Consider the following 13340-nt stretch of genomic DNA (forward strand, 5'->3'; position numbering starts at 1 on the left):
GAGGCAACCGTCATGACCTCGCCCCTTATCCTCGCATCATCCAGCCCATTCCGGCGGATGCTGATGGAAAACGCCGGATTGCATTTCCAGGCCATCGCCGCCGATATCGATGAGCGTGCGATCGAAGCACCGCTGGAACTGGGTGGCGCCAGCCCCGATGCTGTCGCGCTCGTGCTGGCAAAGGCGAAGGCAAAAGAGGTGAGCGATCGCTTCCCCGGATCGCTCGTTATAGGCTCGGATCAGACCATGTCACTCGGTGCCCAGGTCTTTCACAAGCCGAAGTCGATGGCCGAGGCGGAAAATCATCTGCGGGCGCTATCGGGTAAAACTCATCGGCTGAACAGCGCCATCGCTTTGGCGCGCAACGGCGACATCATCTGGGAACATGTATCCCACGCCGATCTGACCATGCGTGAGTTGCCGGCCGATTTCATTCATCGGCATCTGAGCCGCGTCGGCGAGAAGGCATTGTCGAGCGTCGGCGCCTATCAGCTTGAGGGGGAGGGCATCCAGCTTTTCTCGAAAGTCGACGGCGACTACTTCACCATCCTCGGATTGCCGATGCTGCCGCTTTTGGAAAAACTGCGAGAGTTGGGGACGATCGATGGATGATTCACGTGAAACACAAAGCGTAAACGCTTTTGTAACGGGTTATCCGGTCCGGCATTCGCGCTCGCCGCTGATCCATGGTTACTGGCTGAAGCAGCACGGCCTGGCCGGCAGCTATCGTGCCCATGAAGTGCCAGTGGAGGATTTCGAAGCCTTCATCTCATCCTTGAAGGATGGTTCCAGCGGCTTCGTCGGCGGGAACGTCACCATCCCTCATAAGGAAGCAGCCTTCAAGCTCGCCGATCAGCCCGACGAACTTTCGGAAGAATTGGGCGCGTCCAACACCTTATGGCTTGAAAATGGCAAGCTGCATGCAACGAATACCGATGGCCGCGGCTTCACAGCGAACCTCGACGAGCGTCATCCCGGTTGGGATCGCAGCGATCGTGCGGTCATCCTCGGGGCAGGGGGTGCCAGTCGCGCTGTCATCCAGGCGGTACGCGACCGCGGCTTCAAGGAAATCCATGTGGTCAACCGCACGGTTGAACGAGCGCAGGAACTGGCGGATCGGTTCGGCGCGAGGGTCTATGCCCATCCGATGACCGCACTCGGCGAGGTCATGCAGGGTGCCGGTCTCTTTATCAATACGACCTCGCTTGGCATGGACGGTGAGGCAGCACCCCGGATCGATTTCTCTCCTCTTGTGGAAGGCGCCGTCGTCACCGACATTGTCTATGTACCGCTGAAGACGCCACTTCTCGCCCAGGCCGAGGAACAGGGTTTTGCCATCGTCGACGGTCTCGGCATGTTGCTGCACCAGGCCGTGCCGGGCTTCGAAAAATGGTTTGGAAAGCGTCCGGCGGTCGATGAAACCTTGAGGGCATTGATCATCGCCGACATGGAAAAGCACTAGCATGATCAGGATCGGACTGACGGGATCGATCGGTATGGGAAAGTCGACCTCGGCGAAACTCTTCGCCGAAGCCGGAATCCCGGTGAACGATTCCGATGCGGTCGTGCATGATCTCTATAGTGGCGAAGCCGTTCCCTTGGTCGAAGCTGCTTTCCCCGGAACAACGGCTGACGGCAGGGTCGACCGGCAGAAACTTAGCCGAAAGCTGGCGGGCGATCCCTCTGGCTTCAAGCGCCTCGAAGCCATCGTCCATCCGCTGGTCCGCGATCGCGAGCACCAGTTTCTGGAGCGCCAACGCAAGGCCGGCGCCGATATGGTCGTGCTGGATATCCCGCTGCTTTTCGAAACCGGCGCAGACAAGCGAGTGGATAAGATCGTCGTCGTCAGCTGTGATCCACAGATTCAGCGGGAGAGGGTGCTTGCCCGGCCGGGCATGACGGAGGAAAAATTCAATATGATTCTCTCCCGGCAGACGCCGGATGCGGAAAAGCGAGCACGCGCCGATTATGTCATCGATACCGGCGGAAGCATCGATGCAGCCCGCACGCAGGTAAGAGACATCATTGCGGAACTGCGGCACAAGCTGTTGGTCGAAAAATAGGAAAGCGAAGTCCCGATATGCGCGAAATCATTTTCGATACGGAAACCACCGGCCTCGACAACAGGGCAGACCGCATCATCGAAATCGGCGGCATCGAGCTCTTCAACCATTTTCCGACCGGCAAGACACTGCACATCTATATCAATCCGGGCGATCGCAAGGTTCATCCCGATGCTCTGGCCGTGCACGGCATTACTGATGAGTTCCTGACGGGCAAACCGCTCTTCGAAACTGTCGCGGACGAAATTCTCGAATTTTTCGGTGATGCCAAATGGATCGCGCATAACGCCACCTTCGACATGGGCTTCGTCAATGCGGAGTTCGCAAGGCTTGGCCGCCCGCCGATCCTCCCCGACATGGTGATCGATACGCTCGCCATGGCGCGCCGAAAGCACCCGATGGGGCCGAATTCGCTGGATGCTCTTTGCCGTCGATACGGCATCGACAACTCGCACCGCACGAAACATGGCGCGTTGCTCGACTCCGAACTGCTGGCTGAAGTCTATATAGAGATGATCGGCGGCCGACAGACGGCCCTTGGTCTTGGCAGCGTCACCGGTTCATCAGCGCGCTTCCGCCAAAACGATGTCACGGAAGAAGTCGTCATCGACATCTTCGCGCGGCCCGCTCCGCTGCCGAGCCGGCTGACCGAGGAGGAACTCGCGGCTCATGCAGCGCTGGTCGCCAAGCTCGGCACGAAGGGAATTTGGTCGAAATACAGCGCTTCCGAGTAAAAGCGCTTTCCAAAACATCAAAAGAAAATGCCCGGACGTGCGATCCGGGCATTTTCGCTTCTGGAACTGGAAAAATACAGGCTTAGTTCGGAACAGCCGAAACCTGAGCGCGAGCCTGCTCTTCGGCCATGCGCTGCGTGAACATCTGCGCGAAATCGATCGGGTCGATCATCAGCGGCGGGAAGCCGCCATTGCGCGTGACGTCGGCGATGATCTGGCGTGCGAAGGGGAACAGCAGGCGCGGGCACTCGATGAAGAGCAGGGGCAGCATGTGTTCCTGCGGGAAACCGGTGACGCGGAAGACGCCGCCATAGACCAGCTCGGTGTGGAAGAGTACGCGCTCGCCATCCTTGGCTTCGGCGCTCAGCGTCAGCACGACGTCGAAATCGGAATCCGACAGCGGGTTGGCGTTGACGTTCACATTGATATTGATGTCGGGGGCATTTTCCCGGGCCTGGAGCGAGCGCGGAGCACCCGGATTTTCGAAGGAAAGATCCTTGGTGTACTGAGCAAGGATGCTGAGGCTCGGGCTGGCTGCACCGTTGCCGTTGGTCTCGTTGGCCATGGGGTGTCCTCTCACGTCTCGATGGGTGTCGCCATCTAGCATTTAGAAAAGGGGCTTACAACCCTTATGGCTCCGGCGCTCCCGAGGCCGTTCCCTAGTCTTCTAGACGCTTTTGATCCGACCAGGGCGAGTTGCGGTTCGGCTCCCGATGGAAATCGCCTTCATCGAGATCGACGACGTTTCCGGGTTTGTTCGGCCGACCTTGCGGTCCGGCGCCCGGGCCTTGCCCGCGGCGGAAGGCCCGCGAATTGCCGACGACGACGATGCGCTTGCGCAAAACCTGCCAGGCGAGATCGCGTACGGCAGGGATGAAGAGCAGCAGGCCGATGATATCAGAGATGAAGCCGGGCAGCATCAGGAAGAAGGCGGCAACCACGATCATCGCGCCATGCACCATCTCGCGGCCGGGATCGCCGCCGTTGCGGCTTTCGGCCGAGATGCGTTGGAGAATGCCGATGCCCTGGATCCTCAAGAGAGCGGCACCGAGCAGCACGCTGAGGATGACAAGCCCCAGTGTCGCCCAGACGCCGATCATCTTTCCAACGACGATGAATCCGGCGATCTCAGCCAGAGGCATCAAGAAAACGACGATAGGAAGAAGTGATAGGCGCATGTTACGGTGGTCCTGAGAGCGGGTTTCTTCGCGTAAGCGTTGGTTTCGCGCATATAATAAAGAAACCGGTCCGCTATTTGAATGATAGATCGATGCGGACTATATGGGGACTGATCTTTTAATTTTAACGGTGGTTCCGATACGAGATGGGTGCAAACGACTTTGTGACGATCTTTTTCCTGGTGGCGGCGGTGCTGATTTTCTTTCAGTTGCGCAGCGTCCTTGGCCGCCGTACGGGGAACGAGAAGCCGCCGCGCGATCTCTACGGCTCTGCAGATCCGGCCAATGGCCCGACGCCGCCGGACGCCGGCAAGGTGGTCACATTGCCGCGCCGCGATGGCACCGAAGAGGAAGACCGTTTTGCTGCCATCGATGCCTTCACTCCGGCCGGCACGCCGCTCAATGATTCGCTGCGCGAAGTGAGCAAGGCTGATCCTTCCTTCAATCCAAAGGAATTCGTCAACGGCGCCCGCATGGCCTATGAGATGATTGTCATGGCCTTTGCGGAGGGCGACCGCAAGTCGCTGAAGGGGCTGCTGTCGCGTGAGGTCTATGAGGGCTTCGATGCCGCCATCGCCGAACGCGAAGCCAAAGGCGAGAAGGTCAAATCGACCTTCGTCGGCATCGATAAGGCCGATATCGTCACCGCTGAGGTGAAGGGAACGGATGCCCTCATCACCATGCGCATCGTTAGCCAGATGATCTCGGCCACCTACGACAAGGCCGGCACGTTGATCGATGGCGATGCTGAAGCTGTTGCCGAAATCAGCGATCTATGGACCTTCGCCCGCGACACGCGTTCGCGCGATCCGAATTGGAAACTCGTGGCGACCGAATCGGAACAATGACGAGCCCATCGCAGGAATTCAGGCTGGAGCCGGCAACCTTCGCCGATCTGAAGGGCTGGGAGGAGGACGATCCTTCCAGCCTTTTTCGCGCGATGAAGGACTGTCGCATCCATATCCGCGATGTGAAGCCTTATCGCACCGGCGCTGCCGGACTGACGGCCGAGGATCTCCTGGCGCTTCTCGACGCCGCGGAAGGGAAAGAGCCGGGCGATGCAGCCGAAGCCAGAGCCTTCTTCGAGCAGCACTGCCAGCCCTTCTTCATTCGCCGCGATGGCGGTGCCAGTGGTTTCGTGACCGCTTTCTTCGAGCCGGAAATAGACGTCTCGGCTGTGCCGGATGGACCCTATCGCTACCCCTTCTATCGCCGGCCGGCCGATCTGATCGATCTCGATGACGGCAATCGGCCCGCCGAAATTGATCCCTCCTACATGTTCGGCAGGCTTCAGGGTGGCGCAATTTCCACCTATCCAGACCGCGGCGAGATCGATCGCGGCTATCTCGAAGGCAAGGGGCTGGAAATCGCCTGGGCAAAATCCAAGGTCGATGTCTTCTTCGTGCATGTGCAGGGCGCGGCGCGTCTGCGCTATCCCGATGGGCGTCTTGGCCGCATCACCTATGCAGCCAAGGCCGGCCATCCCTTCTCGGCCGTTGGGCGCCTGCTGATTGACCGCGGCCTACTGGACCGCGCCACGATCTCCATGCAGACGATCCGCGACTGGCTCTACGCGCATCCGGAAGAGGTCGACGAAGTCCTCTGGCACAATCGATCCTACATCTTCTTCCGCGAGGCCGATGTCAGCGATCCCGCTCTCGGGCCGATCGCAGCGGCGAAGGTGCCGTTGGTGCCCGGCCGTTCCCTTGCGGTCGATCGGCTGATCCACACTTTCGGTTTTCCTTTCTTCATCCGGTCTGAAAGCCTGACGCATCTAGACGCCGGCAAGCCCTTCGCCCGGCTCATGCTGGCGCTCGATACGGGTTCCGCCATCGTCGGGCCGGCGCGTGGGGATATCTTTACCGGCTCCGGCTACGATGCCGGGGAGCTTGCCGGCACGGTGCGCAATGACGCCGATTTTTATATACTCATTCCGAAGGCGGCGGCGCAGAGGTTCGGCTGATGGCCCCGGAACGGAAGGACAAGGAACGAAAGCTCAGCACGGAAGACCGCATCCTCTGGGGTAAGGTCGCCAAGAGCACGCGTCCCATGCCGGGCCGAATGGCTGACATTGAGGCTTTCGAGGCGGCACTGCAGGCGGAAGCCGAAAGCGAACAAACTGCCCGTACTGCAAAGACGAAGCCAGTATCTCCCTCGGCCGAAACGCAGGAAACTCCGACGCCAGTCAAACAGCCCGCCGGCCGCCATCACCCGCTCGAACGTCCCGTCAAGCGCAAGATCGCTAGGGGTCATCTGGCGCTGGAGGCCAGGATCGACCTTCACGGCCTCATCCAGAGCGAGGCGCATTCCATGCTTCTGGATTTCCTGTTGCGGGCCCATAGCCGCGGCCTGCGCCATGTGCTCGTCATAACAGGCAAGGGCAGCTCCATGGGCAGCGAGGGCGCCCTGAAGCGTGCTGTGCCGCTCTGGTTCTCCAAGCCCGAATTCCGGTTCCTGATTTCTTCTTACGAAACGGCAGCGCAGCATCATGGTGGCGAGGGGGCGCTCTATATCCGCCTGTCGCGCTTGAAAGGGGAGAAGCCTTGACCCCATTCGGCGAAGCAGTGCGAAAACTGAGACTGCGTAAGGGCGTTTCGCAGAAGCAGATGGCGGCTGCGCTGAACGTGACTCCGGCTTATTTATCCGCCTTAGAACACGGAAAGCGCGGTCTGCCGACCTTCGATCTCCTGCAGCGCATCGCCGGATACTTTAACATCATCTGGGACGAGGCCGAGGAACTGTTCCTGCTGGCGCGGTTTTCCGACCCGCGCGTCGTCGTCGATACCTCCGGGCTTTCGCCGGAATATACGGCCTTTGTCAATCACTTAGCCGGCAAGATCCGCACCCTTGACGCGGCAACGATCCGCGAACTCTCGAAGGTTCTGGAAAATGCCGAAAAAACCGGCTGAAAACCGCCTTAATCCCCTGTTTTATACCTGATTTCGGGGCCTTCCGTTTGGAACTTCAGGGTGAAACATCCTATATACAGGCTAGGAAAAACCGCTGATTCGTTAGAGTCGGATGAATTCAGGTCGAAACGACCTGAAATCTGAATCGGCTCTAAACTTAAAGTAGAACATGATGTCGTCCGAAAACCGCTCACACTTTTCGGCATTATGCTCTGCGAATCGGCAGCGTTCTCTAAACACTGGAAAGACTTCAATATATGACCGACACATCCGTAACCGATAATGGTGGCAACGCCGAGTATGGCGCAGATTCCATCAAGGTCCTGAAAGGCCTCGATGCGGTGCGCAAGCGTCCCGGCATGTATATCGGCGATACGGATGATGGCTCGGGCCTGCATCACATGGTCTATGAAGTCGTCGATAACGCTATTGACGAGGCCTTGGCAGGTCATGCCGATATCGTAACGGTGACACTCAACCCTGACGGTTCCGTCACGGTCACCGATAACGGGCGCGGCATCCCGACGGATATTCACAGCGGCGAAGGTGTTTCGGCGGCTGAAGTTATCATGACCCAACTGCATGCCGGCGGTAAGTTCGACCAGAACTCATATAAGGTTTCCGGTGGCCTGCACGGCGTCGGCGTCTCGGTCGTCAATGCGCTTTCCGTCTGGCTGAAGCTGAAGATCCGCCGCCACGGCAAGATCCATGAAATGAGCTTCACCCATGGCGTCGCCGATGCGCCGCTGAGGGAAACGGGCGATGCCGGCAATCTCACCGGCACCGAAGTTAGCTTCATGCCGAGTGCTGAAACCTTCACCATGACGGAATTCGATTACGGAACGCTGGAGCATCGCCTGCGCGAACTCGCTTTCCTGAATTCCGGTGTCCGCATTCTCTTGACCGATAAGCGGCATTCCGACGTCAAGCAGGAAGAAATGCTCTATGACGGCGGCCTGGAAGCCTTCGTCTCCTATCTCGATCGCGCCAAGAAGCCGCTGGTTCAGAAGCCGGTGTCGATCCGCAGCGAGAAGGACGGTATTACGGTCGAAGTGGCGATGTGGTGGAACGACAGCTACCACGAAAACGTGCTCTGCTTCACCAACAACATCCCGCAGCGCGACGGCGGTACGCATATGGCCGGCTTCCGCGCGGCTCTGACGCGCCAGATCACCTCCTATGCCGATTCATCGGGCATCACCAAGAAGGAGAAGGTGACGCTGACGGGCGACGACTGCCGCGAAGGCCTGACCGCCGTGCTGTCGGTCAAGGTTCCCGATCCGAAGTTCTCCTCCCAGACCAAGGACAAGCTGGTTTCCTCCGAAGTTCGTCCTGTCGTCGAAAGTCTCGTCAACGAAGCCCTCAGCACATGGCTCGAAGAACATCCGTCTGAAGCCAAGGTTCTGGTCGGCAAGGTCGTCGAGGCCGCCGCCGCTCGCGAAGCTGCCCGCAAGGCCCGCGAATTGACGCGCCGCAAGGGCGCACTGGATATCGCCTCTTTGCCCGGCAAGCTGGCTGACTGCTCCGAGCGCGATCCCGCCAAATCCGAAGTCTTTCTCGTCGAGGGTGACTCGGCGGGTGGTTCGGCCAAGCAGGGCCGATCGCGCGAAAACCAGGCCATCCTGCCGCTGCGCGGCAAGATCCTGAATGTCGAGCGCGCACGCTTCGACAAGATGCTGTCGAGCCAGGAAATCGGCACGCTGATCACCGCACTCGGCACCGGGATCGGCAAGGACGAGTTCAATGCCGAAAAGCTGCGCTACCACAAGATCATCATCATGACGGACGCAGACGTCGACGGTGCGCATATCCGCACCCTGCTTCTAACCTTCTTCTTCCGGCAGATGCCCGATCTCATCGAGCGCGGCCATCTCTACATCGCCCAGCCGCCGCTCTATAAGGTAACGCGCGGCAAGTCGGTGCAATATGTCAAGGATGAGAAGGCACTGGAAGAGTATCTCATCGGCCAGGGCACCGAAGATACCAGCCTGCGCCTCGGCAACGGCGAAGTCCGTACCGGCCAGGATCTGCGTGAAGCGATCTATGATGCGCTGCGCCTGCGCACGCTGATCGATAATCTGCACTCCCGCTACAATCGCGCCGTGGTCGAACAGGCTGCTATTGCAGGGGCCCTCAACGCCGAAATGGTCAGCGATCCCACGCGTGCACAGGCGCTCGCCAACGACGTCGCCAAGCGGCTCGACGTCATCGCCGAGGAAACCGAGCGCGGTTGGACCGGTGCCGTGACGGGCGAGGGCGGCCTGCGCTTTGAGCGCACGGTGCGCGGCGTCAAGGAAGTCGTCTTCCTCGACATGGCATTGATCGGTTCGCAGGATGCCCGCCTTATCGACCAGCTCGGCTCACGGCTGAAGGAAGTCTATGTTACACCGCCGAAGCTCGTTCGCCGCGATGGAGAGACGGAGATTTCCGGTCCCCGTCAGCTGCTGGACACGATCTTTGCCGGCGGCCGCAAGGGCCTGACGCTGCAGCGCTATAAAGGTCTCGGCGAGATGAATGCCGAGCAGCTCTGGGAAACGACTCTCGATCCGAACGTCCGCTCGCTGCTGCAAGTGAAGGTCACGGATGCGACCGATGCCGACGGCCTGTTTGCCCGGCTCATGGGCGATGAGGTCGAGCCGCGGCGCGAGTTCATTCAGGATAACGCGTTGAGCGTTGCCAATCTCGACATCTGATTGTTCTCCATCACATGCAAAAGGGTCCGCCGAAACATCCGGCGGGCCCTTTTCTTTTCATCGGTTACTTGGCGATGAAGGTGCCGTTGAAGGCGAGTTCCGAAAGTGGCTTGCGCTGGCTCGGCACTTCGCGTTCGCGCAGCTTTTCTGGGAGCTGGTTCTTGTCGCCGATTTTGCCGATCGCGACGGCCGCTTCGACGCGGAAGCCATCGGGAATGCCGAGGATTTCATAGGATTTTTCGACGTGGAAGCCCGTCATGCCATGAGCTTCATAGCCGGCTAAATGTGCCTGGATCGCCAGGAAGCCCCAAGCCGCGCCCGCATCGAAAGAATGGCTATAGCTGGGCTTCTGTTCGGCCGAGCCAAGCTCGCCGCTGTGAGTGCGCGAAATGACGAAAAGCAGTACGCCGGCGGATTTCACCCAGCCCTGATTGAAGTCGATCAGGACGCTCAAAAACCGGTCCCAATGTTCTGAGCCACGCAGAGCATAAAGGAAACGCCAGGGCTGCAGGTTCGAGGCGGAGGGTGCCCAATGCGCCGCTTCCAGAATGGTCAGCAGGTCGGCTTCCGGTATTACCTCGTTGGAATAGGCACGCGGCGACCAGCGGTCGAGAAAGAGCTTATCGATCGGATATTGGGATTCGCGGCTGTTGCTTGATGTCATGAGGGCTTCTTTCCTTGGAGATGATCGGCCGTTGGCTGGTTATGAATAGAGATGTGAACTTAAGCTTGGGCAGCCCAGCTCACGTCAAGCTCCTCGCGGAAGGCGAAGCGCTTGAGGTGCTCGGCGACGACGTTCTGCATACGCTCGAGGTCTTCGGGCTTCTCGACTGTCAGCGTCATGACGAGGTTGCCGGGCTCGGCCGCCAGATCAAGGAAGTTTTCCGTGCTGAACGGCACCTTGCCGGCAGCCGCATCGAATTCCACGTTGAAGCGATGGCTCCAGTGCTTGCAGAGCTGCTGGAGATAGCGGCTGGCATGGTCGGTTTTAACACTGGAAACGGATGTCGCCATGGATTTCTCCGATAAAGCTGATCGCAAAAGCATCATTGCATACATAGAGGCATCCGCATTCGCCAGGTAGACAGTCTGTTTCAAGTTTGCGTTATTCCAGTGAAATTCTGTTCCGCTATGTTGTCCTCACAAAGGAACGCGCGCGAGTGGAGACAGAGCCTTGCTGGTAAATGGAAAATGGACTGAGGATTGGCAGCCGGTCCAGGCCAAGGACGAGAAGGGCGGTTTCGTTCGCCAGATTTCGAGCTTCCGCAACTGGGTGACGCCGGATGGTCGGCCGGGGCCGACCGGCGAGGGTGGTTTCAAGGCGGAAGCTGGCCGCTATCACCTCTACGTCGCGCTGATCTGCCCCTGGGCATCGCGTACCCTGATCGGTCGCAAGCTGAAGGGGCTGGAAGAGGCTATTTCGGTTTCCGTGGTCGAGCCGGCGCTCTCCAAGCAGGGCTGGCGGTTCGGCGATTATCCCGGCGCGACGAACGACCGGATAAATGGCGCCACCTATATGCATGAGATCTACACGAAGGCCGATCCTCACTTCACCGGCCGCGCCACGGTGCCAGTTCTATGGGACAAGCAGAAAGGCACGATCGTCAACAACGAATCCTCCGATATCCTGCGGATGTTGAATGACGGCTTCGGCGATCTTGCCCGCAATGACATCGATCTCTATCCGGCCGGCAAGCGAGATGAAATCGACAGTTTCAATGCACGGATCTATCCCGCGCTCAACAACGGCGTCTATCGCACCGGCTTCGCCACGACGCAGATCGCTTATGAAGAGGCCTTCAACGAGGTATTCAACTGTCTCGATCAGGTCGAGGCGGAGCTGGAGGGGAAGGATTTCCTCTTTGCTATCAATCCCACCGAAAGCGATATCAGGCTCTTCGTCACCCTCGTCCGTTTCGACGTCGCCTATCACGGACTGTTCAAATGCAATCTGCGCCGGCTGTCGGATTATGCCAATCTCCAGTCCTTCTGTCGCCGGATGCTCGATTGGCCAGGTGTTGCCGAAACAGTGAATTTCGATCATATCAAGCGCGGCTACTACTCGATTTCGACGCTCAATCCTACCGGCATCGTACCGCTCGGCCCGGCGCTGGACGAGCTGTTCTGATACTCGACCACATATCAAAACCGGTCTAAGGTCCGCCGCATTTGAAAGAACAGGCGATGGATCAGGGAGGATCGTTATGAACTGGGAAGAGTTCCGGCAGTGGTCGGAGAAAGCGGCACATTGGGGTGCGGATTACCGCGCGTCGCTACGCGACAGGCCGGTCCGGGCGAAGATGGCGCCGGGCGAAATATCGGCGCATATTGCTGATTCTCCACCGGAGACGGGCGAAGCCATGGAGGATATCTTCAGGGATTTTGAGGATATCCTTGTGCCTGGCATGACGCACTGGCAGCACCCGCGCTTCTTTGCCTATTTCCCAGCCAACGCCGCTCCCGTCTCGGTGGTTGCCGAATATCTGGTCAGCGCCATCGCCGCCCAATGCATGCTCTGGCAGACATCGCCCTCGGCGACCGAACTTGAAACGAAGGTCGTCGACTGGCTGCGACAGGCGCTCGGTCTGCCCGAAACCTTCACCGGCGTCATTCAGGATTCCGCCTCGACGGCCACGCTTGCCGCCGTCCTCGTGATGCGTGAGAGAGCGCTAGATTGGCAGGGCAACAAAAGCGGCCTTGCGGCCAACAAGGCAGTTCGCATCTATTCGACCGACCAGGTGCACACGTCCATCGACCGCGCCATCTGGATATCAGGCATCGGGCAGGAAAATCTGGTGCGGATTCCCTCTGGTGGTCCCAATAAGGCCATGGATCCGAAAGCGCTTGCCGATGCGATCGAGCGTGATCGCGCTGCTGGTTTGCTGCCGGCCGGCGTCATCGCCTGCGTTGGCGGTACCAGCGTCGGCGCCTGCGATGATATCGCCGCCATCGTTGAGGTCGCCCATACGCACGGGCTCTACGTCCATGTCGATGCCGCCTGGGCTGGCTCGGCAATGATCTGCCCGGAGTTCCGCACCCTGTGGCACGGCGTCGAGCAAGCCGATTCCGTCGTCTTCAACCCGCATAAATGGCTTGGCGCGCAATTCGATTGCTCTGTGCAGTTCGTGCGCGAGCCGGAGACGCTGGTCCGCACGTTGGCGATCCAGCCCGAATATCTGCGCACGCATGGCCATGACGGCATCATCAACTATTCGGAATGGTCGGTGCCGCTTGGGCGCCGCTTCCGCGCGCTGAAGCTTTGGTTCCTGCTGCGCTATCACGGCCTGGAGGGATTGCGGACGATGATCCGCAACCATGTGTCCTGGTCGCAGAATCTGGCTAAGCGTCTCGCCGCCGAGCCCGATTTCGAAATCGTCACCGAGCCGTTCCTGTCGCTGTTTTCCTTCGATCACAAGGCGTCCAAGGGTATCGATCAGGAAAGCCACACCCAGCGGCTGCTCAATGCCATCAACAATGATGGCCGTATCTATCTGACGCAGACCCGCGTCGGCGGCAGGTTGGTCATCCGTTTTCAGGCTGGCCAGTTCGAGGCAACGGCTGATGACATCGATACGGCTTTCGATGTCATCGTGGAAATCGCCAGATCATTATCCCCGAACTAGAAAAGCTGTTTTTCCGGCGCGAAGAGCCGAGCCGTGCTAGGCTCACCAAAATCGATTGGTGACACTGGTGAATAACTCGTTCATATATGGTGTCAGCAATTTTATCGTAAGAGTAATCTCGTCTTTGAAGATGCAGGGAA

At 59.1% G+C, this 13340-nt stretch carries 15 protein-coding genes; 11 read left to right on the top strand and 4 right to left on the bottom strand.

Features of this window, described 5'->3' with window-relative positions; translation table 11 throughout:
- The first annotated feature begins 12 nt into the window (after positions 1–12).
- From PH558_RS13725 to dnaQ, 4 genes are read left to right on the top strand one after another with little or no spacing between them, the layout of a single operon-like run.
- On the top strand, positions 13–612 hold the full coding sequence (locus PH558_RS13725; RefSeq protein WP_113408561.1) for a Maf-like protein: 600 nt from the start codon (positions 13–15) through the stop codon (positions 610–612).
- A complete protein-coding gene (locus PH558_RS13730; protein WP_095433398.1) occupies positions 605–1462 on the top strand; it encodes a shikimate dehydrogenase in 858 nt (285 codons plus the stop codon). The genes PH558_RS13725 and PH558_RS13730 overlap by 8 nt, the downstream gene beginning before the upstream one ends.
- Before the next feature lies 1 nt (position 1463).
- Complete coding sequence (coaE, locus tag PH558_RS13735) at positions 1464–2063, top strand: dephospho-CoA kinase (RefSeq protein WP_285204903.1); 600 nt, start codon at positions 1464–1466, stop codon at positions 2061–2063.
- A 17-nt stretch (positions 2064–2080) separates the two neighbouring features.
- The gene (gene dnaQ, locus PH558_RS13740) at positions 2081–2797 is read left to right on the top strand and encodes a DNA polymerase III subunit epsilon (protein ID WP_285204904.1); all 717 of its coding nucleotides are present in this window, start codon (positions 2081–2083) and stop codon (positions 2795–2797) included.
- A gap of 82 nt (positions 2798–2879) precedes the next feature.
- Here dnaQ and secB read toward each other — a convergent pair whose 3' ends face one another.
- Entirely contained in the window at positions 2880–3362 is a 483-nt protein-coding gene (gene secB / locus PH558_RS13745) for a protein-export chaperone SecB (RefSeq protein ID WP_069613913.1), read from the bottom strand.
- Between the two features lie 94 nt (positions 3363–3456).
- Positions 3457–3975 (bottom strand): FxsA family protein, encoded by a 519-nt coding sequence (locus PH558_RS13750; protein ID WP_095433401.1) that lies wholly within the window; start codon positions 3973–3975, stop codon positions 3457–3459.
- 146 nt (positions 3976–4121) lie between these two features.
- Here PH558_RS13750 and PH558_RS13755 point away from each other — a divergent pair, with 146 nt between their 5' ends.
- The 5 genes from PH558_RS13755 to gyrB all read left to right on the top strand — a co-directional run bounded on the left by PH558_RS13755 (position 4122) and on the right by gyrB (position 9577).
- Positions 4122–4823: a Tim44/TimA family putative adaptor protein gene (locus PH558_RS13755; protein ID WP_095433402.1), complete on the top strand. Its 702-nt coding sequence runs from the start codon at positions 4122–4124 to the stop codon at positions 4821–4823.
- On the top strand, positions 4820–5938 hold the full coding sequence (gene mltA, locus PH558_RS13760) for a murein transglycosylase A (protein WP_285204907.1): 1119 nt from the start codon (positions 4820–4822) through the stop codon (positions 5936–5938). The genes PH558_RS13755 and mltA overlap by 4 nt, the downstream gene beginning before the upstream one ends.
- Positions 5938–6522 carry a Smr/MutS family protein gene (locus PH558_RS13765; protein WP_285204909.1) on the top strand — a complete coding sequence of 195 codons (585 nt, stop codon included), beginning with the start codon at positions 5938–5940 and terminating at the stop codon, positions 6520–6522. Before mltA ends, PH558_RS13765 begins: the two co-directional genes overlap by 1 nt.
- Entirely contained in the window at positions 6519–6884 is a 366-nt protein-coding gene (locus tag PH558_RS13770; protein ID WP_095433405.1) for a helix-turn-helix domain-containing protein, read from the top strand. The genes PH558_RS13765 and PH558_RS13770 overlap by 4 nt, the downstream gene beginning before the upstream one ends.
- Before the next feature lie 257 nt (positions 6885–7141).
- A complete protein-coding gene (gene gyrB, locus PH558_RS13775) occupies positions 7142–9577 on the top strand; it encodes a DNA topoisomerase (ATP-hydrolyzing) subunit B (RefSeq protein ID WP_113408469.1) in 2436 nt (811 codons plus the stop codon).
- A gap of 64 nt (positions 9578–9641) precedes the next feature.
- Here the strand turns inward: gyrB and PH558_RS13780 are convergent, their stop codons facing one another.
- Positions 9642–10241: a nitroreductase family protein gene (locus PH558_RS13780; RefSeq protein ID WP_285204912.1), complete on the bottom strand. Its 600-nt coding sequence runs from the start codon at positions 10239–10241 to the stop codon at positions 9642–9644.
- 59 nt (positions 10242–10300) lie between these two features.
- Positions 10301–10591, bottom strand: a complete 291-nt coding sequence (locus PH558_RS13785; protein ID WP_285204913.1) for a DUF2218 domain-containing protein — start codon at positions 10589–10591, stop codon at positions 10301–10303.
- 160 nt (positions 10592–10751) lie between these two features.
- Here PH558_RS13785 and PH558_RS13790 point away from each other — a divergent pair, with 160 nt between their 5' ends.
- The gene (locus PH558_RS13790; protein WP_095433409.1) at positions 10752–11705 is read left to right on the top strand and encodes a glutathione S-transferase family protein; all 954 of its coding nucleotides are present in this window, start codon (positions 10752–10754) and stop codon (positions 11703–11705) included.
- A gap of 76 nt (positions 11706–11781) precedes the next feature.
- Positions 11782–13200: a pyridoxal phosphate-dependent decarboxylase family protein gene (locus PH558_RS13795; RefSeq protein WP_285204915.1), complete on the top strand. Its 1419-nt coding sequence runs from the start codon at positions 11782–11784 to the stop codon at positions 13198–13200.
- The last annotated feature ends 140 nt before the right edge of the window (positions 13201–13340 follow it).

Origin of the sequence: Rhizobium pantanalense, from assembly GCF_030182525.1 — a bacterium.
Classification (GTDB): Bacteria; Pseudomonadota; Alphaproteobacteria; order Rhizobiales; family Rhizobiaceae; genus Rhizobium.

Excerpts from the sequence above, each read along its gene's own strand:
- PH558_RS13725 (WP_113408561.1), top strand. The coding sequence starts at position 13 with ATGACCTCGCCCCTTATCCTCGCATCATCCAGCCCATTCCGGCGGATG.
- PH558_RS13730 (WP_095433398.1), top strand. The coding sequence starts at position 605 with ATGGATGATTCACGTGAAACACAAAGCGTAAACGCTTTTGTAACGGGT.
- coaE (WP_285204903.1), top strand. The coding sequence starts at position 1,464 with ATGATCAGGATCGGACTGACGGGATCGATCGGTATGGGAAAGTCGACC.
- dnaQ (WP_285204904.1), top strand. The coding sequence starts at position 2,081 with ATGCGCGAAATCATTTTCGATACGGAAACCACCGGCCTCGACAACAGG.
- secB (WP_069613913.1), bottom strand. The coding sequence starts at position 3,362 with ATGGCCAACGAGACCAACGGCAACGGTGCAGCCAGCCCGAGCCTCAGC.
- PH558_RS13750 (WP_095433401.1), bottom strand. The coding sequence starts at position 3,975 with ATGCGCCTATCACTTCTTCCTATCGTCGTTTTCTTGATGCCTCTGGCT.
- PH558_RS13755 (WP_095433402.1), top strand. The coding sequence starts at position 4,122 with ATGGGTGCAAACGACTTTGTGACGATCTTTTTCCTGGTGGCGGCGGTG.
- mltA (WP_285204907.1), top strand. The coding sequence starts at position 4,820 with ATGACGAGCCCATCGCAGGAATTCAGGCTGGAGCCGGCAACCTTCGCC.
- PH558_RS13765 (WP_285204909.1), top strand. The coding sequence starts at position 5,938 with ATGGCCCCGGAACGGAAGGACAAGGAACGAAAGCTCAGCACGGAAGAC.
- gyrB (WP_113408469.1), top strand. The coding sequence starts at position 7,142 with ATGACCGACACATCCGTAACCGATAATGGTGGCAACGCCGAGTATGGC.
- PH558_RS13780 (WP_285204912.1), bottom strand. The coding sequence starts at position 10,241 with ATGACATCAAGCAACAGCCGCGAATCCCAATATCCGATCGATAAGCTC.
- PH558_RS13785 (WP_285204913.1), bottom strand. The coding sequence starts at position 10,591 with ATGGCGACATCCGTTTCCAGTGTTAAAACCGACCATGCCAGCCGCTAT.
- PH558_RS13795 (WP_285204915.1), top strand. The coding sequence starts at position 11,782 with ATGAACTGGGAAGAGTTCCGGCAGTGGTCGGAGAAAGCGGCACATTGG.